We start from the raw sequence: 23,416 nt of genomic DNA, 5'->3' as shown, positions 1-23,416 counted from the left end.
CACCCTGACCGTACGCACGGCGGGTGAGAGCCACTCGGCGAGCGGTACGAGGAAGCGGTAAGAGACCGGAAAGGGCCCGGGCCCCGAGGATCGCTCCTCGGGGCCCGGGCCCTTCGTGTCCGGTGGGGTGCGGTCAGCGCCTGGTCGTGCTGTCCGTGTCGCCGTTCGCCGGCACCGGCTGCTGCGCGGACAGCGCGTCCGACAGCTCGTCGGCCCCGGCGGCGCCGGCCGCGGCCCGCGACTCCTGGCCGAGGTTGCGGGTCTCGGCCTTCAGCGCCAGGTCGGCCACCGCGCCGTTGAACTGCACGATGGACGCCGGCTCGTCCGGGCCGAGGAGGTACTGCTTGAGCTCCTTGCGGTCCTCGGCCAGCGGGTCGGCGGCCGGGTCCCGGACCGCGGCCAGCAGCCCGCCCAGTTCGGCGGCGCTGTTGGACAGGATCACCGCGGCGCGCACGGCCGTGTTCTGGCGCTTGAACTCCTCCACGCCCAGCTCGGCGGAGTCCGTGACCGCGTACGGCTTGCCGCTGGCGATGAAGTCGGAGACCACGCTGGAGATGTCGGAGACCATCGCGTCGGAGACGTTGAAGCAGTCGTACAGACGCGGCTCGGCGCCCGTGACGACCCGGTGCTCCCAGTCGGGGAAGGAGCGCCAGTAGGCGTCGTTCCACTCGTCCCGCAGCCGGGCGATCTCCTCGTGCTTCGCCGGGTCGGCCACGCCGTCGCGGCTGGCCTCGGCCTCGTCGCCCCGGTCGCCGGCGGCACCGGCCAGCTCGGCCAGCCGGGCCTCGACGCGGGCCAGCTCGGCCTTGGCCCGGTCCTGCGCGGCGGCGTCGGCGGTGAAGCGGGAGTCGGCGGCGCGCCCGGCGGCGGCCTTCTCGACCAGGGCGGTGATGCGCTGGTGGGCGGCCTTGGCGGCGGCGCTGCGGGTTCCGGTGAAGGGGTGCGGCTTGTACAGGACGCGGACCGGCGGGTCGGCCTTGACGAGCTTCTTCACGATGTTCTCGCCGGCCAGCAGGATCGAGGTGTTGCCCGGGTTGTCGTCCCAGCCCTCCCAGGTGGGCGCGTACAGCACCGTCGGGCAGCGTCCGTCGGCGGCTTCGCCGCGGGGGCCCTCGGAAGCGCCCCGCCAGGTCTGGATCGGCGCCAGCTGCGGGCGGCCGACCTCGACGATGTCCTCGTCGCGGACGCCGACGTCGGCTATGGCGTAGCGGTCGCGGCCCGCGCGGCCGGCGGTCCACACCTCGTCGTACACCTTGCTGAAGGGGTTCACGCTGGCGAGCTTGTCGCTGTCGCCGTGGCCGATGAAGACGTGCTTCATGGTGGGCACGCGCAGCAGGTGGATGTTCTTGCCGACGTTCGCCGCGTACAGCGCGACCCGCACGGTGGACAGGTCCATGTTCATCAGGTGCACACCGCCGGGCACGCAGACGACCGGGACGGTGGTGGGCGCGAGGTTCGCCAGGATGACGCGCTCACGCAGGATGACCAGCGGCCGGGAGTCGAGCTGCTCCATCGTCTCCAGCCACATGTTGACCTGGTAGGCGGAGTCGCGCGAGCCGGAGAAGTACAGCACCGTCTGCGGCCGGTACTCGCGCAGCCAGTCGTCGACGGCGGCCAGCACCTTCTCCGCGGTCGGCGGGATCTTCCGGCCGCGGACGTACGGCATCAGGGCGAGGACGTAACCGCAGCCCAGCACGAGGGTGACGACGATGCCGGCGAAGGCGGCCACGGGCGAGTCCATGGCCGCCGAGACCAGCACACCCACCACGGCGGCGAGGTCGAGGTGGAGCATCTTCTCGGCCGAACGGTTGAGCAGGCGGCGCGGCGGGGCGTCCGGGATGCGGATGCGGGAGGCCAGATCGACGTTGCGGGTGGCGACCGGCATCCGGCGGCGGTTGCGGATCAGGGTGACCAGGGCGCCGTGCGGGGCCTGCAGTCCGTAGAAGGCGATGAAGCCGGCGATCGCCCCGTAGAAGACCAGGTTGTCCGACAGGGACATCCGGGCGAGCAGCAGGACCAGCAGCAGCTGCCGGATCAGGAAGCGGATCGACAGGCCGGCGCGGACCTTGCTGAGCCGGTTGACGAGGTAGCTGCCCTTGCGGTGCAGATAGTGGTCCGCCAGGTACGTCACGGCGGCCGCTGCCGCGAAGGCGTAGACGCTCGGGACGAGCGCGGCCAGCATGAGTGCCGGATAGCCCAGCATCATGAGGACCGCCGCGGCCAGTTCGGCCGCGCTGCCCACCCGGGCGACGCGAATAGCGGTGGATATCACGGAGAACCTGCTCTGGGAGGGGGAGTGCCGGTTTGTTCTAAGATGCGCAGGATTTGCGGGTAATGCATCTGGTACGGACTCAGGCCCCTGCGAACGCCCGCTTAACGAGCAATCTCAGAGGCCTGAATTACCTAAGTCCAATTACTCCGATTATTACACGCCGTCCTGACGGTCCAGCACGGAGGCCAGCGCCTGCTCGAACCCGGTCGCCTTCGCCGCTCCCGCCGTCGGGTCCTGCTGGCGGACGTCGATCACGTGCCCGGTCAGTTCCGAGAGCAGCACGTCGAGCGAGGTGCGCGCGACCGCCTCGGAGGACAGCAGGCTGCCCGCGGGCTCCTGGCCGAAGGCCTTGGTGCGCATCGGCGTCGCGGTGCGCTCGGGGTTGATGCAGTTGACCCGGATGGCCTCGCCCGCCCACTCGTCGGACAGCGCCTGGGTGAGGTTCACCATCGCGGCCTTGGTCGAGGAGTAGAGGCTGTACTCGGCGCGGCCCCGGGTGTAGCTGCTGGAGGTGTAGAGCAGCAGCTGGCCCTTGGTCTCGACGAGGTACTTGTAGGCCGAACGGGCGATCTGCACCGGGGCCAGGTAGTTGACCTTCAGCGCCTCCTCGATGGTGGCGTTGTCCGTCTCGGCCAGCTTGCCTATGCGCAGCACACCCGCGGTGTTGACGACGTAGTCGATGCGCCCGGTCTCCGCGTACGCCTTGGACAGCGCGTCGTCGACCTCCTCCGGGTTCTCCACGTGCGTGCCCGTGGTGGAGCGGCCCAGGGCGTACACCGTGGCGCCGTAGGACTCGGCGAGTTCGGCGATGTCCTTGCCGATGCCGTAGGAGCCGCCGAAGATGACGATCGTCCTGCCGGTCAGCAGCTCGCGGTAGGCTTCCTCGCCGTTCTGCTCGGGGGCCGCCGTGGAGGCGAGCTGGAAGAGCTTGTCGGCGATGAAGACGTCGACCGGCTGAGTGACCTTCATGTTGTACTCGTCGCCGGCGACGACGTGGATCGGCACGTCGGGCAGGTACTTGAGCACGACGGAGCAGTCGTCCGTGGCCTGGAAGTTGGGGTCACCGGCGGCGACCTGGTAGGCGCGGCGGATCGTGGACAGCTTGAACGCCTGCGGGGTCTGGCCGCGGCGCAGCCGGGAGCGGTCCGGGATCTCGGTGATGAACTCCCCGTCCTCGCCGTGCGTGCGGGTCACGATGATGGTGTCCGCGGACGGGATGGCGACGTCGACGGCCTGGTAGCGCTCCAGGGCGGCGACACAGTCGTCGATCACCCGCTGTGACAGCAGGGGGCGTACGGCGTCGTGGAACAGGACGTTGCGGTCCTCGCCCTCGGCCAGTCCCTCGCCGAGGGCCTCGATGGCGCGCTCGGTCGTCTCGTTCCGCGTCGAGCCGCCCTCGATGACCTTCTTGACCTTCGTGAACCCGGCCTTGGCCACGATCTTCTCGATGTCGGGCACGTAACCGGGCGCCATCAGCACGATGATGTCGTCGATCGAGTCGGCCTTCTCGAAGGTGGTCAGGGTGTGCTCGATGACAGCCTTGCCGGCGATCTTCAGCAGCTGCTTGGGGATCGACAGACCCACGCGCTGGCCGGTGCCACCGGCCAGGATCACTGCGGTGGTACGGGGCTTGGCTATGTGCTGGGACACAGGAGACCTACCTTGGGGCGACAGGGAACGGGGAAATGGTCCCACTTGCGGTTACCGCAGTGCAAGGTGAGCGCCGTTCGCCGCATATGTGCGCGCCATCTGTCATTCATCTTGCACCGCCGGTGACGGACGAGTCCGTTCGTGGCGCCGGTGGAAATTGCGGTGAGTGACTTCACAGGGAGTTCACTTGGCCGGGTGACGCCCGAACGGCTCAGCGGTGCCGCGGTCGCCCGGGGCAATGGTGGCCGAGCACCTTCACGAGTTCCTCGGAAGGCGTCTGATGAACCGTACGCGCCCCGGCCGGGCCGGTGTGCCGCACGGGTGCCGCACGGGTGCCGCGGCGGCCGCGGTCGGCACGCCGTACAGTGCCTTTTGCGGCCGCCTCGGAGGCGATCCGCTGCTCGGCGTGCGTCCGACGGACCTGCGGCCCCGGTACGGCCGTCTCGGCGCCGATCGCGGCGGCGGCCTCCAGGGCCCGGACCGGGGCGGCGATCTTCACGTCCTCGGGTGACGGACCGCACGCTTTCTTCATATGCATCACCGCGCCGTTGCGCACGAGCCGCGAATACAGCTCCGCCGGGTGCTCATTGCCGCGGAATTGCTTGTCAAGATTCCGCAGCATTTCGGTCTCGGCGAGGTAAGAGAACGGTCGGCCGTGTCCGGGACCGGTTGCACTCGGCGTCGGCGAAGAACTCGCTGCCCCGTGCGCGGGCAGCGGGTCCCCGGTGGCGAACAGCGCACACGGGAACCCGTCACGCGAAGGGCGTCGAGCCGAGGGCGTCACGCCGGTACGACACCGGGGCGGCCGGACTCGACCCGCAGCCGCGCCAGGGTGCTCGGCGTCGCCTGCGGGCGGACCACCGTGTCGACCGCCCGGACCCGCGCGTCGATGCCGTCGTGGCGGATGTCGAAGAGGTGGTAGCCGCGGTGGGCGTCGATCAGCTTCCAGTGCGGGTTGTCCGGCATCCGCGGATCCCACGTGGCGTGGAAGGCGGCCTGGTCCTGGTCGCCGTTGCTGGAGACGGAGGTGCCGACGAACTCGGCGCCGACGACGCCGGATTCCGGGTCGGCGAAGTCCTCCTTCAGATCGCTGACCATCGTCAGGTGCCGGTCGCCGCTGAGCACCACCGGATTGCGGACGTCGGCGAACTCCCGCATCAGCGCGTTGCGTTCGGCCTGGTAGCCGTCCCAGGCGTCGTAGTACCAGAGCTTGCCCTCGCCGATCTGCAGGTCGGTCTCGGCCATCATGATCTGCGAGGCGATCAGGTTCCAGCGGGCCGGCGAGCCGTGCAGCCCGTCCAGCAGCCACTGCTTCTGCGCGGCGCCCAGCACGGTCGCCGACGGGTCCTGGGCGCCGGCCCGGCCGGTGGCCTGGTCGCTGCGGAACTGCCGGGTGTCCAGGACATGGAGCCGGGCCAGCCGGCCGAACTCCAGGCGGCGGTGCATCCGGATGTGCGGGCCGTCGGGGACGGCGGTGGCGCGGACCGGCATGTGCTCGTAGTACGCCTGGTAGGCGGCCGTCAGCCGGGCGACGAACGCGTCGTGCGACTGCTTGCCGGGGTCCTGCGGGATCTCACCGGCGAAGTCGTTGTCGACCTCGTGGTCGTCGAAGGTGACCACCCAGGGGGCGTTCGCGTGCATCGCGGCGAGGTCGGGGTCGCTGCGGTACTGCGCGTAGCGGTTGCGGTACTGCGTCAGGGTGTACGGCTCCCCGGTCCCCTCGTGCCGTCGTACGCCCGTCGACGACGGCGCCGACTCGTAGATGTAGTCGCCGACGAACAGGACGACGTCGGGGTCCTGGGCGAGCATGTCGGCGTACGGCGTGAAGTAGCCGTGCTGCCAGTTCTGGCAGGAGGCGAGCGCGACGCGCAGGGAGCCGCCCCGGCTGTGCGGGTGGGGGGCCGTCCGGGTGCGGCCGGCCGGGGAGAGCACGCCGCCGGCGCGGAAGCGGTACCAGTACGCGCGGCCCGGGCGCAGGCCCCGTACGTCGACGTGGACGCTGTGCCCGTACTCGGGCCGGGCCTGGGCGACGCCCCGGCGCACGGGCTTGCGGAACCGCTCGTCCTCGGCGATCTCCCACTCGACGGGCACGGCGTCGTCGGGCATGCCGCCGCCGTCGAGCGGGTCGGGCGCGAGCCGGGTCCACAGCACGACGCCGTCCGGCAGCGGGTCGCCGGAGGCGACGCCGAGGGCGAACACGCCGTCGGGCAGGGAGCCCGCGGCGGCCCGGGCGGTGCCGGGCACCCACAGCTGGGCGGAGGCGGCGCCGAGGACGGCGGCGCCGGTGGTCAGAAAGCGGCGCCGGTCGGGTGAGCTGATGCCGGTCATCGGCGAACTCCCTTGCCTCGCTGGCCTCTTGGACACGTGGAAGCTCACGCTGCGGGGCCGTCCCCCCGTTGAACACAGAAGCTCGCGCGCATGACGAATCGGCAGACAGCACAAGACCCGTCGTGGCACGGGAACAACGACGACGAACGTCGTCCCGTCACGACGGGTCTCACGGCGCGTCAAAGGCGCGGGTCGGGGTGCCGGCGGCCGATCCCGCCCGTCAGTCGCCCAGTGACCTGCCGAACAGGGCGCCGGTGCGGGGCAGTCGGACGGTGCCCGGGCCGAAGGCGAACGAGCCGCGCGCGGTGATGCCGGAGGAGGCCGGGGGGAAGACCCACACGGAGCCGTCGGAGGCGTTCTCGTCCGGGTCGCCCACGGCCAGGCCGTCCTTCCGGTCGCCGTCGCCGTCGACCAGGGCGGTCTCCGCGCCGAAGCGGTCCGCCTTCTCGGCGGTGCCGGGCACCCCGCCGGTGTTCTGGCCGAACGACCTGGCACCGGCGCCGGTCAGCCCGTTCGCGCCGCCCCGCAGCACGAGGACGCGGCCCGCGTCGGTGACCCCGTCGAGGTCCTCGCCCGGCAGACCGGTGGCCACGTCGAGGTAGCCGTCGCCGTCGGTGTCGCCGATCGACAGGCCCGATCCCATGCCGTCGCCGCGCTCGCCCGCGCCCGGCACGCCCGGGGTGTCCTGGTTGATCCAGACCGGCTTGCGCGTCCCGGAGACGCCGTTCGGGCCGCCGTGGACGACGCCCAGGGCGCCGCCCCTGGTGGGCATCTCGACGTCGCTGTCGTAACCGTCGAAGGAGTGGCCGACGACGATGTCGCCGTAGCCGTCCTTGTTCAGGTCGCCGATCGCGACCTCCTCGCCGCCGACCGGGCGGCCCTGGGCGTCCTTGGGGAAACCCTTGCGGGTGAGGCCGTCCGGGCCGCCCGTGAGCAGGGCGATCCCGCGCGAGTCGGACTCGTCGGGGCTGCTGGTGCGCACGGCGAGGTCGGCGATGCCGTCGCCGTTCACGTCACCCGCGGCGAGGGACCGGGCCTGCACCGAGCGATCCGGGTCGACGGTGAAGTACGTCGTCCGGGTACCGGGTCTGTCCCGGGTGAACGGTCCGTGCACCACGGCGCCGTCCGCCTGCGCGGTGTCCGGATGGATGCCGAGGCGCACCAGGTCGGGGTGGTGGTCGCCGTCCACGTCGGCGACCGCGAAGTCCCGCATCGCCATGGCGTCCGGCAGCCCGGACAGCACCGTCGGCCGGGCCGACAGCCCCTTCGGACCACCCCAGTTGACCTCGATGAACGTGCCGTGGTCACCGTCCATCGGGGTCCAGGAAACGACCGAGAGCAGGTCGGCGTAACCGTCCTCGTCGAGGTCGGCGGTGCGCAGCCCGGAGCCGTACCCGGTCTCGGGCGAGTCCGCGTTCTCCCGGGCGGCCCAGCTCAGCACCTGCTTGCGGGAGGTGGACAGCCCACTCGCCGAGCCGTACAGCACCGTGATCGCGCCCGCCTTCGGCAGGGAGCCCAGCGCGGTTCCGCGCGCCGATCGCCAGGTCGGGGTAGCCGTCGCCGTTGAAGTCGTCGTGCAGGCGCTTGCCGCTGGGGCCGGTGGCCGTCGCCGCCTGCACGGCGGGGACGGCGAGGACGCCGGCGGCGAGCGCGAGACCGGCGCCGGCGGCGAGCGCCGGCCGCCCGCGGCGGAAGCGCGGGCGGCCGGAACGTGAGGTCATGGAAAACGGGTCCTGGGGTCGTGAGCCGGGGTCAGTCGGAGAACGCGGCACCGAGCTGGGCGCCGGACGCGGTGGTGCCCAGCGTGCCCGCCCCGAAGACGAAGGAGCCCTTGGCCGTGGCGCCGGCGGAGGTCGCACGGAACACCCAGACGGCACCGGCGCGGGAGTCCTCCCAGGGCGCGCTGACGACCGGCTCGGTCCTGCCGTCGCCGTTCGCGTCGAGGAGGTGGACGGCGGTGCCGAAGTGGTCGTCGGTCTCGGCCACACCGGGAACGTCCGCGCTGTTCTGGTCGAACGCCTTGGTCCCGGCGCCGGTCGGCCCGGTCGGCCCACCGGGGATGACGACGAAGGCGCCGGGGTTCCTCAGCCCGCCGAAGTCCTCCTCCGGAACGCCCGCCAGGATGTCGCCGTACCCGTCGCCGTTCACGTCCCCGACCGCCACGTCGTGCCCGAACTCGTCGCCGAACTCCTTGACGCCCGGCACCCCGGGCGTGTCCTGGGTGATCACACGGGGCGCGGTGTCGGCGAGGCCCTGCTTGCCGGCGCGCACGACGCGGACGGCGTTCCGGCCGTCGACGACGAGGTCGGCCCGGCCGTCGCCGGTGAGGTCGCCGAGCGCCACGCTGTCGGCCTTCGGGCCGTCCAGCTTCGTCAGGTGGACGGGCGTGCCCAGGCCGTCACGGCCGCCGCGCGCGTAGTAGACGTAGTTGCCGTAGGTGCCCTCGTCGTCCCAGCCGTCGGACGCGCGGCCCACCGTCACGATGTCGTCGGCGCCGTCGCCGTCCGTGTCGCCGACCGCCACCGTGACCACGATCTTCATCGGCTCGTCGTTGTCGGTGAAGGTCTGCCCTTCCTGCACGGCCGCGGGGACGCCGTTGCGGCCGAACGGGCCCCACATCACGCGGCCGCTGCGGGCCAGGTCCTGGTGCCCGTCGCCGTTGAAGTCGCCGGCGACGGTGAGCGGGGCCTGGTTGAGACCGGTGCCCTCGGCGGGCAGCACCTTGCCGGAGACGAACCCGGCGCGGCTGCCCCACAGTATGGTCCGGGACGCCCCCCGCTCGATGCCGTCCTGCTGCCAGCGCTCGTCGGCCGACTCGACCAGCAGGTCGGTGAAGCCGTCGCCGTCGAGGTCGGCCGCGCTCATCCGGAAGCCGAACATGTCGTTCTTCTCGGGCGTGTCGGGGATGCCGGGCGACGCCTGCGTGTAGACCTTCCGGGAGGCGGCGAGCAGGCCCTTCGGGCTGCCGTACAGCACGGCGACGTAACCGGCCTTGGTCTTGCCGCCGACGGTGGCGTAGGGGGCGGCCACGGCGAGGTCGGCGTAGCCGTCGCCGTTGAAGTCCTGCCGCGCCTCGCGCGTCGGCGCGGACTGGGCGTGGGCGGCCGGTACGGCGGCGGTGACGGCGGTCGTGGCGAGCAGGGCGACCGCGATCGCCACGGCACGCCGGGCGGTGGCGCGCCGGGCGGTGGGCACGGCGGCTGAGTGGGGCGCGGCGACAGACTGGGGCACGTCGACTCCGGTGATCTGGAGGGCGGATGAGCGGTAAAACTGTCGATCGCCCACTACGACTCACCGGCTCCCGCGGAAGTTGCCCCGGAGTGCGTCACGGATTCGCCCGGAGTTCACCCGCGGGCCGCGGGCGAACTCCGGGCGCGCCGGATCAGAACGGCTCGAAGCCCTCGAACTCCCCGAGCGTCTCGTCCCGTTCCGCCTGCCGGTCCCGGCGCCGCTGTGCCGCGGGCCGCGGCGCCTCGAAGCGGTGGTCCTCGCCCCGGCGGCCCAGCATCTCCGCCCCGGCCGTCACGGACGGCTCCCAGTCGAAGACGACCGCGTTCTCCTCGGGCCCGATGGCGACGCCGTCCCCGGCGCGGGCGCCGGCCTTCATCAACTCGTCCTCCACGCCGAGCCGGTTGAGCCGGTCTGCGAGGTAGCCCACGGCCTCGTCGTTGTTGAAGTCGGTCTGCCGCACCCAGCGTTCGGGCTTCTCGCCGCGCACCCGGAACAGGCCCTCGTCCTCCCGCGTGACCGTGAAGCCGGCGTCGTCCACGGCCTTCGGCCGGATGACGATCCGCGTCGCCTCCTCCTTCGGCAGCGCGGCCCGCGCCTTGGCCACCAACTCGGCCAGCGCGAACGACAGTTCCTTCAGCCCGAGGTGAGCGACGGCGGACACCTCGAAGACCCGGTAGCCGCGGGCCTCCAGGTCCGGCCGCACCATTTCGGCGAGGTCCTTGCCGTCCGGGACGTCGATCTTGTTGAGGACGACGACCCGCGGCCGGTGGCCGAGGCCGCCGTACTCGCGCAGCTCCGCCTCGATGACGTCGAGGTCGGAGACGGGGTCGCGGTCGGACTCCAGCGTCGCCGTGTCCAGCACGTGCACGAGCACGCTGCACCGCTCCACGTGCCGCAGGAACTCCAGCCCCAGTCCCCTGCCCTGGCTGGCGCCCGGGATCAGTCCGGGCACGTCCGCGATGGTGTACACGGTCGAACCCGCCGTCACCACGCCGAGGTTGGGCACCAGCGTGGTGAAGGGATAGTCCGCGATCTTCGGCTTGGCCGCGCTCAGCACCGAGATCAGCGAGGACTTGCCCGCGCTCGGGTAGCCGACGAGCGCCACGTCGGCGACCGTCTTCAGCTCCAGCACGATGTCCCGCAGGTCCCCCGGCTCGCCGAGCAGCGCGAAGCCGGGCGCCTTGCGCCGCGCGGACGCCAGCGCCGCGTTGCCGAGCCCGCCACGGCCGCCCTGCGCGGCGACGTAGGACGTGCCGTGCCCGACGAGGTCGGCGAGCACGTTGCCCGCCTTGTCGAGGACGACGGTCCCGTCCGGCACCGGCAGGACGAGGTCCTGACCGTCCTTGCCGGACCGGTTGCCGCCCTCGCCGGGCTTGCCGTTGGTGGCCTTGCGGTGGGGCGAGTGGTGGTAGTCGAGAAGGGTGGTCACGGACTGGTCGACGGTGAGGATCACGTCGCCGCCCCGGCCGCCGTTGCCGCCGTCCGGGCCGCCCAGCGGCTTGAACTTCTCACGGTGGACGGAGGCACAGCCGTGACCTCCGTTACCCGCGGCGACGTGCAGCTCGACGCGGTCCACGAAGGTGGTCATGGTGGGGTGCCTCCAGCACTTTCCGTACGCACGTCCCTGACGTGCGTTCCTGCCTGTCTACTGCCTAACACGCGAAAGGCGGACCCGCCTTCCCGACCGGGAAGTGAGGTCCGCCTCGCGAAACGTTCGGTCGAAGCCGTGAAGTCAGGCGACTCAGGCGACCGGAACGATGTTCACGACCTTGCGGCCACGGTAGGTGCCGAACTCGACCGCACCCGCCTGCAGCGCGAACAGCGTGTCGTCGCCGCCACGGCCGACGCCGGAGCCCGGGTGGAAGTGGGTGCCGCGCTGACGGACCAGGATCTCGCCCGCGTTGACGACCTGACCGCCGAAGCGCTTCACGCCGAGGCGCTGAGCGTTGGAGTCACGACCGTTACGGGTGGACGATGCGCCCTTCTTGTGTGCCATCTCTCCTCAGTCCCTTACTTCGCAGCCGCGGGGATCTCAGTGACCTTGATCGCCGTGTACTGCTGGCGGTGGCCCTGACGACGGCGGTAGCCGGTCTTGTTCTTGTAGCGCAGAATGTCGATCTTCTGGCCCTTGTGGTGGTCCACGACCTCGGCCTGGACCTTGATGCCGGCCAGCACCCACGGGTCGCTGGTCACAGCGTCGCCGTCGACAACGAGCAGGGTCGAGAGCTCGACCGTGTCGCCAACCTTGGCGGTGGAAATCTTGTCAACCTCAACGATGTCGCCGACAGCAACCTTGTGCTGGCGACCACCGCTGCGCACGATGGCGTACACGCGGATCTCACTCTCTCGCTCGGGAACGGCACCCCCGCAGTCCAGCCACCCGGCACACGGGCGGCCTCTCCGCAGCACCCGGTGCTCCGGAGGATGAGGTTTACGGGGATGTGGCGCGCCCATGTCCACGGGACACGCCGACGGTCAAGGTTACGGGGCTCCGGCCGAAGGGGTCAAACCGGGCCGGGCCCCGCCGGTGTGCGGCCGGTCACCCGGGCCGGCCGCACACCTCGCGGTTCACTCGTCGTCGGCGGCGGCCGGGACCGCGGTCTTCTTCGCCGTCGACTTCGCGGCGGCCGTCTTGGCGGTCTTCGCCGCCTTCTTGGCCGTCGTCTTCTTGGCGGCCGTCTTCTTCGCCGCCGTCTTCTTGGCCACGGTCTTCTTGGTGGCGGCCTTCTTCGCCGTCGCCTTCTTCGCCGTCGCGCGGGCCGTCTTCTTGGCCGGAGCCGCCTCCGCGGCGGGCTCCTCCTCGCCGGCCGGGCCCTCCGCCGCCGGGACGACCACGACGGCCTCCTCCACGGGCGCGGTGGGCGCGGTCTCCTTGCGCACGGCGCGGCGGCGCGGACGGGCCGGGGCGGCGCTCTCGGCGGGCGCCTCGGGCTGCGGCGCCGGGGCCTCCTCGGCCGCCTGCGGCTCAGGGACCGGCGCGGTCTCGGCGACCGTCACCACGGCGGCCTCGGCCCCCGCGGGCGACCCGGCCGGCGCGGACGCCCTGCGGGTGGCACGACGGCGCGTACGGCCCTTGGGCGCGGCCTCCTCGACGGCCTCCGCCGGGAGTTCCACCGGGGCCTCGGCGGCCTCCGCCGGGGTCTCGACGGCCTGCGCCGGGGCTTCTGCCGGGGTCTCGACGACCACGTCCTCGACGGCGGCCGGCTCGGCCAGCGCCTGGGCGGCCGACTCCGGCTGCACCGGGCGCCCGGCCTCCTCGGCGGCGGTGACGTCCTGCGCCGTGGGCGCGGCGGCCTCGGCAGCCGGGGCCCGCTCCGCCTTCGGCTCCTCGGCCCTGGCCTCCTCGCGCCGGGGCGCACCCGCCGGGGCGGACGCCCGCCGGCTCGACCGGCGCCGGGTACGGCCGCCGCGGGCGACCGCGGCCTCCGCCTCGGCGACGCTGCTGTAGAGCTCCTCGTCCGGCGTGAACTCGGGCGCGGGCAGCGCGACCGGCCGGGCGGCCTCGGCGGCCACCTCGGCCGCGCTCTCCGCCTCCGGCTCGACGGTTTCGACGGCCTCGACGGCCTCGACGGCTTCCATGGCGACGGCGGCGGCCTCGTGCTCGTGCGCGGCCCCGTCGGCGCCGCGTCCGCGCTTCTTGCGCTTGCCGCCGCCCCCGACGGAGGTCGGCTGCTCGATGTGCACGATGACGCCGCGGCCGTTGCAGTGCACACAGGTCTCGGAGAAGGACTCCAGCAGGCCCTGGCCGACGCGCTTGCGCGTCATCTGCACCAGTCCCAGCGAGGTCACCTCCGCGACCTGGTGCTTGGTGCGGTCCCGGCCCAGGCACTCCAGCAGGCGGCGCAGCACCAGGTCCCGGTTGGACTCCAGCACCATGTCGATGAAGTCGATGACGATGATGCCGCCGAGGTCGCGCAGCCTGAGCTGGCGCACGATCTCCTCGGCCGCCTCCAGGTTGTTCCTGGTGACCGTCTCCTCGAGGTTGCCGCCCTGGCCGGTGAACTTGCCGGTGTTGACGTCGACGACGACCATCGCCTCGGTCCGGTCGATGACCAGCGAACCGCCGCTGGGCAGCCAGACCTTGCGGTCGAGCGCCTTGGCGAGCTGCTCGTCGATCCGGTAGGTGGCGAAGACGTCGACCTCCGACGTCCACCTCTGCAGCCGCTCGGCGAGGTCCGGGGCGACGTGCGAGACGTACCCGTGGATGGTCTGCCACGCGTCGTCGCCGCTGACGATGACCTTGGAGAAGTCCTCGTTGAAGATGTCGCGGACGACGCGGACGGTCATGTCCGGCTCGCCGTACAGCAGCGTCGGGGCGTTGCCGTTCTTCGCCTTCTTCTGGATGTCCTCCCACTGCGCCTGCAGCCGCTCGACGTCCCGGCGCAGTTCGTCCTCGCTCGCGCCCTCGGCGGCGGTGCGCACGATGACGCCCGCGTCCTCGGGGACGATCTTCTTGAGGATGGTCTTCAGCCGGGCCCGCTCGGTGTCGGGCAGCTTGCGGCTGATGCCGGTCATCGAGCCCTCGGGCACGTACACGAGGTAGCGGCCCGGGAGGGAGACCTGGCTGGTGAGCCGGGCGCCCTTGTGCCCGATCGGGTCCTTGGTGACCTGCACGAGCACGGACTGCCCGGACTTCAGGGCGGACTCGATGCGCCGCGGCCCGTTGGCCATGCCCAGCGCCTCGAAGTTGACCTCGCCGGCGTACAGGACGGCGTTGCGGCCCTTGCCGATGTCGACGAAGGCGGCCTCCATCGACGGCAGCACGTTCTGGACCTTGCCCAGGTAGACGTTGCCGACGTACGAGGTCGACTGCTCCTTGTTGACGTAGTGCTCGACGAGCACGCCGTCCTCCAGGACGCCGATCTGGGTGCGGTCGCCGTGCTGGCGGACGACCATCACGCGCTCGACGGCCTCCCGGCGGGCCAGGAACTCCGCCTCGGTGATGATCGGCACGCGGCGGCGACCCTGCTCGCGGCCCTCCCGGCGGCGCTGCTTCTTCGCCTCCAGGCGGGTCGAGCCCTTGATGGACTGCACCTCGTCGGACGGCTCGGCGGGCTTGCGGGGCTCGCGGACCTTGACGACGGTGCGCTCGGGGTCGTTCTCACCGGGCTCGGTGTCGACGGACGTGTCACCGGCGCGGCGGCGCCGACGACGGCGACGGCGGCTACCGGCGGTGGACCCGCCCTCCTCGGAGCGGCCCGCCTCGGCGTCCTCTTCCTCCTGCTCGGCGGTGTCCTCGGCGTCCTCGGCGGCCTGCTCGGCGGCGAGGTCGTCGGACTCGTCCGCGTCCTCGTCCCCGGCCTCGGCCGGCTCGCCACGACGGCGGCGACGACCGCCCCGGCGACGGCGGCGGCGCGAACCGCCCTCCTCGCCGTCCTCGCCCTCGGCGACGTCCTCGGCCGACTCCTCGGCCTCCTCCGCCTCGTCCTCGGCGACGGTCTCCGCGGCCTTGGCCCCGGTCTCCTCGTCTGCCGCGGAACCCCGGCGGCGACGGCGGCGGCGCGTCCCGGCGGACTGTTCCTCCGACGGCTCCTCGGCCTCCACGGCCGTGACGACGTCCACGACGTCCGCGACGTCCTCGGCCTCCGCCGCCTCGGCGGCGGCTTCGGCGGCGGCGCGCTCCGGCGTCTGGAACTTCGGCTCGGTGAACACGGGCGCCTGGAAGACGGCGACGGCGGGCCGCGCGGGTCGCCGCTTCTCCTCGGGCTCGGCGGTCACCGGGGCGGGCGCGGAGAACCCGACGGCGGCCTTGCGCACGGCCCGGCGACGGCCACGCCGCGGCGCGGCGTCCTCGGCAGCGGGTGCCTCGGCGGCAGGGGGTTCGGTGACGGCTTCGGCGGCGGGGGCCTCGGCGGGCGCCTGCGCCTCCTCGGCGGCCGGGGCGGCGGGCGCGGCCTCCTGACGCGTGGCGCGGCGACGCGTACGACGCGGAGCGGCTTCCTCGGCCGGCGCCTCGTCCTGGACCGCGGCGGCAGGCGTCCCGGTGACGGCCTCCGCCTCGGCCCCGGCGCTCTCGGCGGACTCCGGCGCACCGGCGGGCGCCGACACCCGCCGCGTGGCACGCCGACGCGTACGACCGGCAGCCGGCGCCTCCGCCGGCGGACTCCGGCGCACCGGCGGGCGCCGACACCCGCCGCGTGGCACGCCGACGCGTACGACCGGCAGCCGGCGCCTCCTCGGCGGCGGGCGCCTCGGCAGCAGGGCTCTCGGCAACGGCTTCGACGGCAGGGGCCTCGACGACCGCCTCGTCGGCCCCGGCGCCCTCCGCGGACTCCGGCGCACCGGCGGGCGCCGACACCCGCCGCGTGGCACGCCGACGCGTACGACCGGCAGCCGGCGCCTCCTCGGCGGCGGGCGCCTCGGCAGCAGGGGTCTCGGCAGCAGAGGTCTCGGCGGCAGGGCTCTCGGCAACGGCGTCGGCCGCGGCGTCGGTGCTCTCGGCGGCGGAAGCCGACGGCAGCACGGTCTCCGCGCTCTCCGCTGCGGCGGGAGACCCGGCGGGCGCGGAGGCCCGGCGGGTCGCGCGGCGACGCGTCCGAGCGGCGGGCGGCGCCGGCTCGGCGGCTTCCGCGGTCGCCTCGGCCGCTGCGGTCTGCTCGGCCACGGCAGCCTCGTCGGCCGTCTCGGTCTCCTCGGCCGGGTCGCCGGCATCGGCCGTCACGGTCGGCGCGGTGATCTCGGCCACCGTCTCGGCGGCGCCGGCGGGCGGTCCCGCCGGCCGGGAAGCGGCACGGCGCCGACGACGCGGCGGCAGGGTGTCGCTGGGAGTGTTGAGTTCTTCGGAACCCTGGGTGGGTTCGGTCGGTTCGAGCATGCGGGCGTTTCTCCCGTCAGGCTCCCGGGCGCCGCGCCTGGTCCGGCGTCGATGACTCGACCGCCGTTGACGTCCGCGGCTCGCGCTGTGCGCGGTGCCGCCGTCCGGGGCGCGGGCGCCGCACGGGAGCTCTCTGTGTCCTGTCTCGCCGGTTCCGTCCGCCGATTTGCGGACGGCCTGGCGAAAGTCTTCTGGTCGATGCGCTGCCCGACCCAGGTGGCTCCCGAGTCCGAGGGCGGCGCTTACGACGTCCGTCCTTCGCGGGACCTTCCTTACGCCGACGCCGTCGCGGCGGCGGCTGAACCGGCCGTGTTGAGGGCCGTCGCCGCCTCGCGGTCGGGCGCGAGCGGGTCGGTCACCGTGCCGGTCTCTTCATCGAGCAGCCCCTGCGCCAGCCTGGTCACCGCTACGGGGACCGGCGGCGCCAGGTCGGCCACGGCGCGGAGACCGGACAGGACGTCGTCGGGTCGTACGGCAGGCGTCACGTGCCGAACCACCAGCCGCAGTATCGCACAGGGCTGGTCGCTCGGCCTATCAGCCGGTTCACCTTGTGTTTCGAGTCGCACGACTGCCGGGCGGGCGTCGAACGTCCGTACGCCGTTCTTCGTCATGCGCTGGACCTCGACGGCCTCGGCGGCCTTGAAGGCGGCGACCGCCCGCTCCGCCTCGGCCGGGTCGACGCCGTCCAGCCGCAACTCCCACTCGGAAGCGGTCAGCCTGTCGGCGAGCCCGGAGGTCCTGGCCTCCACCGCCTCGACGACGTCGAGCCCGGCGGGCAGCGACTCGTCGAGGAGCGCCCTGAGCAGCTCCGGATCCCGCGCCTCGGTGAGCGCGATCTCCAGGTACTCCGCCTCACTGCCCGTGCCGGTGGGTGCGGCATTGGCGTACGACACCTTCGGATGCGGCGTGAACCCCGCCGAGTACGCCATGGGCACCTCGGCACGGCGCAGCGCACGCTCGAAGGCGCGCTGGAAGTCACGGTGGCTGGTGAACCGGAGGCGGCCGCGCTTGGTGTAGCGCAGTCGGATGCGCTGCACCGCGGGTGCGGGCGGCGGGCCTTCGGGCTGTCGCTTGCCCAGTGTCGTTCAGTCCTTCGTGAGAGCGGTCGTACTGCTACCAAGAGTACGCGTCTCACGACCCGAAGGTTCCCGTCGGTCCCCGGACCCGGCCTGCTCCGGTTTCCTCTCCGGTTCCCCGAGGAGCATCCGCCGGAAGTCGGCCCGCGCCTGCCGCACGGACGCGCGGGCGGAGGCCAGCGCCTCCCGCGCGGCCCGCCCCACCGCGCGCGCGGCCTCGGCGGCGGGCCGCAGCACCGCGTCCCGCAGTACGTGCCCGACGGGGGTGAGCACCGTCCGGTACACCCACCGCACCGGCTCCACGAAGATCCACCGCAGGACGGTGCCGAGGAACCGCCCGACGGCGAGCGAGATCCGCCCGGCGACCCGCCAGGCGTGTCCGAGCGCGTCGCGGACCTCCCGCCCGACGACGACGAGGAGCCGCCCGGCGGGTGCGAGCACCCAGCGCCACAGGGCGAGCGCGGGCAGGACGACCAGGACCCGGGCGAGCCAGTACAGCCCGACGCCGGCACCGGTCACGACCAGGCCCGCGAACCGCGCGAGCCCCCTCGCACACCAGGCGACGGCCCGCCCGGCCGGCGCGAGCACCCACGCGTACACCCACCGGGCCGGTACGACGAGGAGGTACCGCACGAGCCACACCACGGCGGCGGACACCCCGGCCGCGACGAAGGCGAGAACGGCCCCGCCCTTGCCGAGCACCCACAGCACGGCATGCCCGACGGGCGTGAGCACGCGCGCGTACACCCAGACCAGACCGGCGCCGATCCCCCGCAACACCCGGACCACACCGTGCCCCACGGGCGTCAGCACGCGCGCGTACACCCAGACCAGACCGGCGCCGATCCCCCGCAACACCCGGACCACACCGTGCCCCAAGGGGGTCAGCAGGCGCGCGTACACCCAGGCGAGGGGGACGACGACGAGCACCTTCCCCAGCCACGCCAGCGCCTTGCCGGCCGGTACCAGGAAGTACCGCCACAGCCCCACGAGCGGCCAGACGAAGACGGCCCGGCCGGCCCACGCCAACGCCCGGCCGAGCGGCCGCAGCACGGTGTCCCGCAGCACCCGGCCCACCACGACGAGCGCGTCCCACACCATCCGCACCGGCACGACCAGCACGAGCACGACGATCCGCACCGGAACGCGGATCGCGACGGCGAGGCACCCCTCGGGCTCCCGGCGCTGCGGCGGCTTCTCCAGATCCATACCTGCGTAGACGCGGCGAACCGCCCCGCGGATGCAGTCCGGCCCGCCCGGCCCGCCGCGCCGGGTCGACCGGCCCTGCCCGAGGGCCCGTCAGCACCTGCCCCACGACCCGGCCGTCAGGGCACGCTCACACCATGACCGCCAACCACGCATCCACCGGCATCGGATCACGGCACCCCGAGGGTTTCATGATCCTCACCCCGTCACGGTTGGACGTCACGGCCGGAGAGGACTTCACGGCGACCGCGACCGTGTGGCCGGCCGGACCCCGGCACACCGTGACCGCGTCCGCCCCCGACGACTCCGGCCTGCGCGTCCGGGTGACCGGCCACAAGGTGACCGTCACCGGCCGCATCCCGGCCCCCGGCGAGAGCCGCACCGTCCAGGTGACCGTCCGGGACGGCACGGACATCGCCCACGACACACTGACCGTCAACTCGGCCCGCACCCCGCACCGTCGGTGACCCCGGCTTCGGTGACCCCGGCTTCGGTGACCCCCGTGTCACTCCACGTCGATGCCGAAGTCCCGGACGAGTTCCTCCAGACCTCCGGTGTAGCCCTTCCCGCCGAGCACGAAGTCCCAGTCACCGCCCGCCCTGCGCCGGAAGGAGCCGAGGACCAGGGCGGTCTCCCGGGCGCGTCCGTCGGAGACCTCCAGCCGGCCCAGTTCGGTCATCGCCGGGTCCAGCAGCCGGATGCGGGCGTCGGTGAAGCCGGAGAGGTCGGCGTGCGGGTTCACCTCCGGATCGACGGCCGCCACCAGCACGAACCGGTCGGCGGCCGCCGGCAACGCGTCGAACGAGACCCGCATCGCCGCCTTGTCCGGCGCCGCCGCCCGCACCGCGCGTACCGAGCCGTCCGGGGTCTGCGGGTTGTTGAAGAAGACGAAGTGGTCCTCGCCGACCACCCGGTTGCCTCGGCAGACCAGCGCGCACACGTCCAGCGCCACGTCCCCGGACCAGGTCAGCCCCAGCACGTTGTGGTCGTCGCCGGCGTCCGCGGGACCGGGCGGTGCCGGTGGCGCCGGGGCCGGCCGGCCGCTCTCCCCCAGACGCCCCCGCAGGCCGTGCCGGTGCAGCAGGTCGACGAGTTCCCGGCCCGAGACGAGCTCCAGGGGCTTGCCCCGGACGAAGGTGTGCGAGCCCGGCCCGAACCCGGACGTGGTCACCAGGACGCCCTTGTTCGCGCCGACGTCCTGGACCGTGCCGTACAGGTCGCGCACCGCCGTGGGAGGCACCGTGTTGCGGTAGCGCTTGACCTGCACGACGATCTTGCCGCCGCGGATGGGTGCCGGGTCCACCGCGTCGACGTCCACACCGCCGTCGTTCGAGCGCTGCGTGGTCACCGCCTCCATCCCCATGGCCCGGAAGAGATCGGCCACGAGCGACTCGAAGGCGAGCGGATCCATGTCGTACAGGTCCGGTTCCTCGTCACCACCGTCGGCGGCGACATGCCGTCCGACGTCCTGGGGCCGCCGCCCCGGCCGCACGGCGGAAGTGAGCTGGTCGGGCCGGGCCGCGAGCTGTCCCCGCAGGGCCTCGCTCAGGCAGCTCACCGCCTCCACCCGCGCCAGGTGCAGCTCGGTGAACACCGCCCGCGGGGCCATGACGGTCGCCAGGAAGATGTGCGCCTGCCTGCCCGTCGCCGGGTCGCGGGCGTCCACGTAACCGTTCAACGCGACGGAGTCGAGGACGCGGTGCTCGTCCGCGGCGAACAGCTGATGCAGGACCAGCAGCACGCTCTGCGCCAGCACCTCCCGGTACAGCGCACGCCGTTGGCTCACCGGACGTGCCGTGTCCTTGTACTGCCCGGTGGCGGACACGTACCTCACCGCCTTCGCCTCCGGCACGACCTCGTACCCGGGAAGCTCCCAGTCCAGGACCAGTTGCCGCCCCTCCGGGTCGTAGGCCGCGGCGACCTGCCGCGGGAACTCCGCGGGCCAGGCCGTCGACGAGTAGAGCGCGGCGGTGAAGTACTCCACCACCGCGTCGGGTTCGCCGCGCCTCACCGCCTCGACCGCCTCCACTATCCCGGCGTTGTGCCGGCGCACCTCGGCCCGCAGTGCCTCCGCCCGCTGCTCGTGCTCCCACTGCAGCGCCGCCAACTGCCGTTGCCGCTCCGCCTCGGCGGCCTGCGCGGCATGCCAGTCACGCTCGAAACGTGCCCGCGCCTCGGCCTGCGCCTGCGCCCTCTGGTTCGCGGTCCAGCCGCTCTGCGCCGGGTACTGGGCCGGATCGGGCATGCGCACCGGCCAGGCGAGCGGCCCCGGGTCGAACGGCGGGACCTCCTCCGCACGCATCAAGGGCGCCGCGCTGAAGGCCGGGCCCGCGCAGCCCGCGCTCAACACCGCCTGCAACGCGGCCGTCCGAGCCTCCAGTTCCTCCGTACGCCGCACGGCCTCCGCCTGCCGCTGGTCCCGGTGGTTCTGGGCGGCCAGCCGCTGCCGGGCCCGCTCCTGCCTCGCCTCGGCTTCCGCCCGGCGCTGCTGCTGTCGCTGGATCTCGGCCCAGGCACCGACGAACCCAGCAGAGCGACGACTCATGCGCTACAGGCCCTCCCCAGGACGTCGGCACCGCCGACCGAGCTCCGGCCGCCCCCCGGCGACCAGCGGTAACCATGCGACTGTATCCAGCGATCGCCGCCCCGGAGCCGACGCCCCCGATCCCGTCGCCGCCCTCCCTTCACCGGCCGGCCCGATCGGCCGGGTGGGATGTCTGGCGCAAGATCCGGAAAGTCACTAACATGCACACAATCCGGCCACAGTCGGCCGGGCAGGCAGACTTCCCCGACATAGCGGACGCACCCTCCGTGCGAGCCCTGTTCGCCTCCAGGAGGCAACGGTGTCGTAGTCCCGTAGGCTCTCAGGTCGCCCCACCGGCTGGTTCCCGTCGACCACTCGCCCCAAGGCATGACCCATCCGGTTGAGCACCGCCGACCCCTCAGAGGGAAGTAGTTCACGCCGCGGCAGGGAGATCCAGTGAGAGACGTCGAGTCGGTGCCTACTGCCGCGTCCCGTGGAGGCGCGTCCCGTCCCGGCGCCTTCCAGGCCAGCGCGAGCATGGTGGAGGCGGGCTTCTTCTGCTGGGAGATCGCCACCGGCGAGATCGCCTGCGACCCGCACACCCTCGCACTGCACGGCATGCCCACCGACGGCCCGTCGGACATCTCGGACTTCCTGGCCTCCGTGCACGAGTCCGACCTGGTCGATGTGCGCGACGCGCTGACACTGATAGCGAAGTCCTGCGGCAACTACCAGATCGAGTACCGCGTCACCTCCGGCGACGGCCGGCAGCGGTCCCTCGAAGCCCGGGGCCGCGTCCTGCCGGGAACCGACGGACAGCCGGCCCGCATGGTCGGCGTGGTCATGGACACCACGGCCGTGCACGAACGCCACGAGGCGGAACGGCGGCGGTTCCACGAACGGGCCACCCGCGACCGCTGGATGCGGGAGCTGACCGCGGCGCTGGCCGTCGCGGTGACGGTCAAGGACATCATGGCCGCCGCACAGGCGGGACTGCGCACCTTCGGAGCGGAGGCGCTGACGGTGGTCGCCCCCGAGGGAAAACGGCTCACCGTCGTCGCCTCGTGCACCGACGACGAGCAGAGCGAGGAGTCCACGCCGGTCCTCGACGCCACCGCCCGCACCCTCGTGGAGGAATCACTCAAGCGCAGGGCGCCCGTCCTCGTCGGCTCCGCGGACGCACTGACCACCGGCTACCCGCACCTGGCGCCACTCGCGCCGCCGACCCCGCAGGCATGGGCGGCGCTTCCGCTCACGGACTCGCGCGGCCGCGTCAGCGCCTGCCTCGTCAGCTTCCCCGAGCCGCAGGAATTCCAGCCCGAGGAGCGGGCCCTGCTGGTCGCCGCCATCGGACTGCTCTCCCAGTCGCTGGAGCGGGCCGGCATGTACGAGTCGGAACACGCGCTCGCCACCGAACTCCAGCGTGGCATGCTGCCGCGCGGGCCGCTCGCGGTGCCCGGGGTGACCATCGCCGCCCGCTACCAGGCCGCCACCTCCGGCATGTGGATCGGCGGCGACTGGTACGACGCCATCAGCCTGCCCGGCGGCGGCGTGGCCCTGGTCATAGGAGACGTGCAGGGACACAGCGTGCACGCCGCGTCCCTCATGGGGCGGCTGCGCACCGCCGTGCACGCCTACGCGAACGAAGGTCACCCGCCCGCGGCCGTCCTGGAACGCACCAACCGCCTGCTGGCCGAACTGAACACCGACCCGGACCGGGCCCTGTTCGCCACCTGCTGCTACCTGGCGCTCGACCCCTCCGACGGAACGCTCCAGGTGTGCCGGGCTGGTCACCCGGCGCCGGCCCTGGTCGCCCCCCGCAAGCGGCCGCGCCTGCTGAAGGTGCCCGGCGGCCTCCCACTGGGCATCGACCGGGAGCAGCAGTACCCGACCACCCGCCTGAGCATCGCTCCGGGCAGCGTGCTCGCGCTGACCACCGACGGCCTGCTCGAGGCCGTGAACAAGGACATCGACCAGGGCACCGAGAGGTTCCTCAAGGGGCTGCGGGGCGCGTGCGCGGCGGACCTGGAGAACGTGGTCGACGGCCTCCTCGCCGGCACCCGCAAGGCTCACGGCCCGGGCGACGACGTCGCCGTGCTCCTGGCCCGGCTGGACCCGCCCGCCCGCCGCCGCTGACCCGGCCCCGACCGCCCGGCCCGCGCGGCCGCCCCGCGAAGAACGACAGGTGCCGGAAAGGCGACACCTCTGTCGAACGCCGCCGACCGGCAAGGTAATTTACCCCGGTGGCCGGGACTTCCCGGTCATGCTCCTTGCGGACCTTGGGCATCCGCATCGGCAACGCCGCTGGATGTCAC

At 73.0% G+C, this 23,416-nt stretch carries 16 protein-coding genes and 1 pseudogene; 3 read left to right on the top strand and 14 right to left on the bottom strand.

The genetic code is table 11. From position 1 onward, the window contains the following. Positions 1-133: 133 nt before the first annotated feature. The 6 genes from VKA29_RS13185 to VKA29_RS36955 all read right to left on the bottom strand — a co-directional run bounded on the left by VKA29_RS13185 (position 134) and on the right by VKA29_RS36955 (position 7,830). A complete protein-coding gene (locus VKA29_RS13185) occupies positions 134-2,272 on the bottom strand; it encodes a hypothetical protein (RefSeq protein WP_324785653.1) in 2,139 nt (712 codons plus the stop codon). A gap of 153 nt (positions 2,273-2,425) precedes the next feature. Then, positions 2,426-3,922, bottom strand: coding sequence for a bifunctional cytidylyltransferase/SDR family oxidoreductase (locus VKA29_RS13180; protein WP_324785652.1), 1,497 nt, complete (start codon positions 3,920-3,922; stop codon positions 2,426-2,428). 211 nt (positions 3,923-4,133) lie between these two features. Then, positions 4,134-4,706 (bottom strand): hypothetical protein, encoded by a 573-nt coding sequence (locus tag VKA29_RS13175; protein ID WP_324785651.1) that lies wholly within the window; start codon positions 4,704-4,706, stop codon positions 4,134-4,136. Beyond that, complete coding sequence (locus tag VKA29_RS13170) at positions 4,703-6,250, bottom strand: alkaline phosphatase D family protein (RefSeq protein WP_324785650.1); 1,548 nt, start codon at positions 6,248-6,250, stop codon at positions 4,703-4,705. Before VKA29_RS13170 ends, VKA29_RS13175 begins: the two co-directional genes overlap by 4 nt. Before the next feature lie 220 nt (positions 6,251-6,470). After that, positions 6,471-7,463 (bottom strand): hypothetical protein, encoded by a 993-nt coding sequence (locus tag VKA29_RS13165; RefSeq protein WP_420718482.1) that lies wholly within the window; start codon positions 7,461-7,463, stop codon positions 6,471-6,473. A gap of 91 nt (positions 7,464-7,554) precedes the next feature. Next, entirely contained in the window at positions 7,555-7,830 is a 276-nt protein-coding gene (locus VKA29_RS36955) for an FG-GAP repeat protein (protein WP_420718481.1), read from the bottom strand. Between VKA29_RS36955 and VKA29_RS13160 the strand changes: the two genes are divergently transcribed. Next, positions 7,738-7,965: a hypothetical protein gene (locus VKA29_RS13160; protein WP_324785648.1), complete on the top strand. Its 228-nt coding sequence runs from the start codon at positions 7,738-7,740 to the stop codon at positions 7,963-7,965. The genes VKA29_RS36955 and VKA29_RS13160 overlap by 93 nt on opposite strands. A 37-nt stretch (positions 7,966-8,002) precedes the next feature. Here VKA29_RS13160 and VKA29_RS13155 read toward each other — a convergent pair whose 3' ends face one another. The 7 genes and pseudogenes from VKA29_RS13155 to VKA29_RS13125 all read right to left on the bottom strand — a co-directional run bounded on the left by VKA29_RS13155 (position 8,003) and on the right by VKA29_RS13125 (position 18,580). Then, positions 8,003-9,481: an FG-GAP-like repeat-containing protein gene (locus tag VKA29_RS13155; protein ID WP_324785646.1), complete on the bottom strand. Its 1,479-nt coding sequence runs from the start codon at positions 9,479-9,481 to the stop codon at positions 8,003-8,005. Between the two features lie 151 nt (positions 9,482-9,632). Then, entirely contained in the window at positions 9,633-11,069 is a 1,437-nt protein-coding gene (gene obgE, locus VKA29_RS13150; protein ID WP_324785645.1) for a GTPase ObgE, read from the bottom strand. A gap of 153 nt (positions 11,070-11,222) precedes the next feature. After that, the gene (gene rpmA / locus VKA29_RS13145; protein WP_324785643.1) at positions 11,223-11,477 is read right to left on the bottom strand and encodes a 50S ribosomal protein L27; all 255 of its coding nucleotides are present in this window, start codon (positions 11,475-11,477) and stop codon (positions 11,223-11,225) included. A gap of 14 nt (positions 11,478-11,491) precedes the next feature. Then, positions 11,492-11,812 (bottom strand): 50S ribosomal protein L21, encoded by a 321-nt coding sequence (gene rplU, locus VKA29_RS13140; protein ID WP_004931419.1) that lies wholly within the window; start codon positions 11,810-11,812, stop codon positions 11,492-11,494. A gap of 237 nt (positions 11,813-12,049) precedes the next feature. Further along, a pseudogene (locus tag VKA29_RS13135) lies at positions 12,050-16,295 on the bottom strand (Rne/Rng family ribonuclease). Positions 16,296-16,567: 272 nt separating this feature from the next. Further along, positions 16,568-17,332 carry a TIGR03936 family radical SAM-associated protein gene (locus VKA29_RS13130; protein WP_324785640.1) on the bottom strand — a complete coding sequence of 255 codons (765 nt, stop codon included), beginning with the start codon at positions 17,330-17,332 and terminating at the stop codon, positions 16,568-16,570. Positions 17,333-17,380: 48 nt separating this feature from the next. Continuing rightward, entirely contained in the window at positions 17,381-18,580 is a 1,200-nt protein-coding gene (locus VKA29_RS13125) for a hypothetical protein (protein WP_324785639.1), read from the bottom strand. Between the two features lie 134 nt (positions 18,581-18,714). On the opposite strand from VKA29_RS13125, the gene VKA29_RS13120 reads away from it, so the two are divergent. Beyond that, entirely contained in the window at positions 18,715-19,044 is a 330-nt protein-coding gene (locus VKA29_RS13120; RefSeq protein ID WP_324785638.1) for a hypothetical protein, read from the top strand. A 38-nt stretch (positions 19,045-19,082) separates the two neighbouring features. Here VKA29_RS13120 and VKA29_RS13115 read toward each other — a convergent pair whose 3' ends face one another. Next, the gene (locus VKA29_RS13115; protein ID WP_324785637.1) at positions 19,083-21,122 is read right to left on the bottom strand and encodes a restriction endonuclease; all 2,040 of its coding nucleotides are present in this window, start codon (positions 21,120-21,122) and stop codon (positions 19,083-19,085) included. Between the two features lie 435 nt (positions 21,123-21,557). Here VKA29_RS13115 and VKA29_RS13110 point away from each other — a divergent pair, with 435 nt between their 5' ends. Continuing rightward, complete coding sequence (locus VKA29_RS13110) at positions 21,558-23,237, top strand: SpoIIE family protein phosphatase (RefSeq protein WP_324785636.1); 1,680 nt, start codon at positions 21,558-21,560, stop codon at positions 23,235-23,237. Positions 23,238-23,416 lie beyond the last annotated feature (179 nt).

This window comes from Streptomyces sp. H51, assembly GCF_035656535.1.
Taxonomy (GTDB): Bacteria; Actinomycetota; Actinomycetes; order Streptomycetales; family Streptomycetaceae; genus Streptomyces.
The sequence above is the reverse complement of the archived record's forward strand: the minus strand, read 5'-3'. Positions and strand labels throughout refer to the sequence as shown.

What these genes read in the sequence shown, in the direction of transcription:
- VKA29_RS13170 (WP_324785650.1), bottom strand. Translation starts at nt 6,250, where the DNA reads ATGACCGGCATCAGCTCACCCGACCGGCGCCGCTTTCTGACCACCGGC.
- VKA29_RS13165 (WP_420718482.1), bottom strand. Translation starts at nt 7,463, where the DNA reads ATGCGGGACTTCGCGGTCGCCGACGTGGACGGCGACCACCACCCCGAC.
- obgE (WP_324785645.1), bottom strand. Translation starts at nt 11,069, where the DNA reads ATGACCACCTTCGTGGACCGCGTCGAGCTGCACGTCGCCGCGGGTAAC.
- rpmA (WP_324785643.1), bottom strand. Translation starts at nt 11,477, where the DNA reads ATGGCACACAAGAAGGGCGCATCGTCCACCCGTAACGGTCGTGACTCC.
- VKA29_RS13125 (WP_324785639.1), bottom strand. Translation starts at nt 18,580, where the DNA reads ATGGATCTGGAGAAGCCGCCGCAGCGCCGGGAGCCCGAGGGGTGCCTC.
- VKA29_RS13120 (WP_324785638.1), top strand. Translation starts at nt 18,715, where the DNA reads ATGACCGCCAACCACGCATCCACCGGCATCGGATCACGGCACCCCGAG.
- VKA29_RS13115 (WP_324785637.1), bottom strand. Translation starts at nt 21,122, where the DNA reads ATGAGTCGTCGCTCTGCTGGGTTCGTCGGTGCCTGGGCCGAGATCCAG.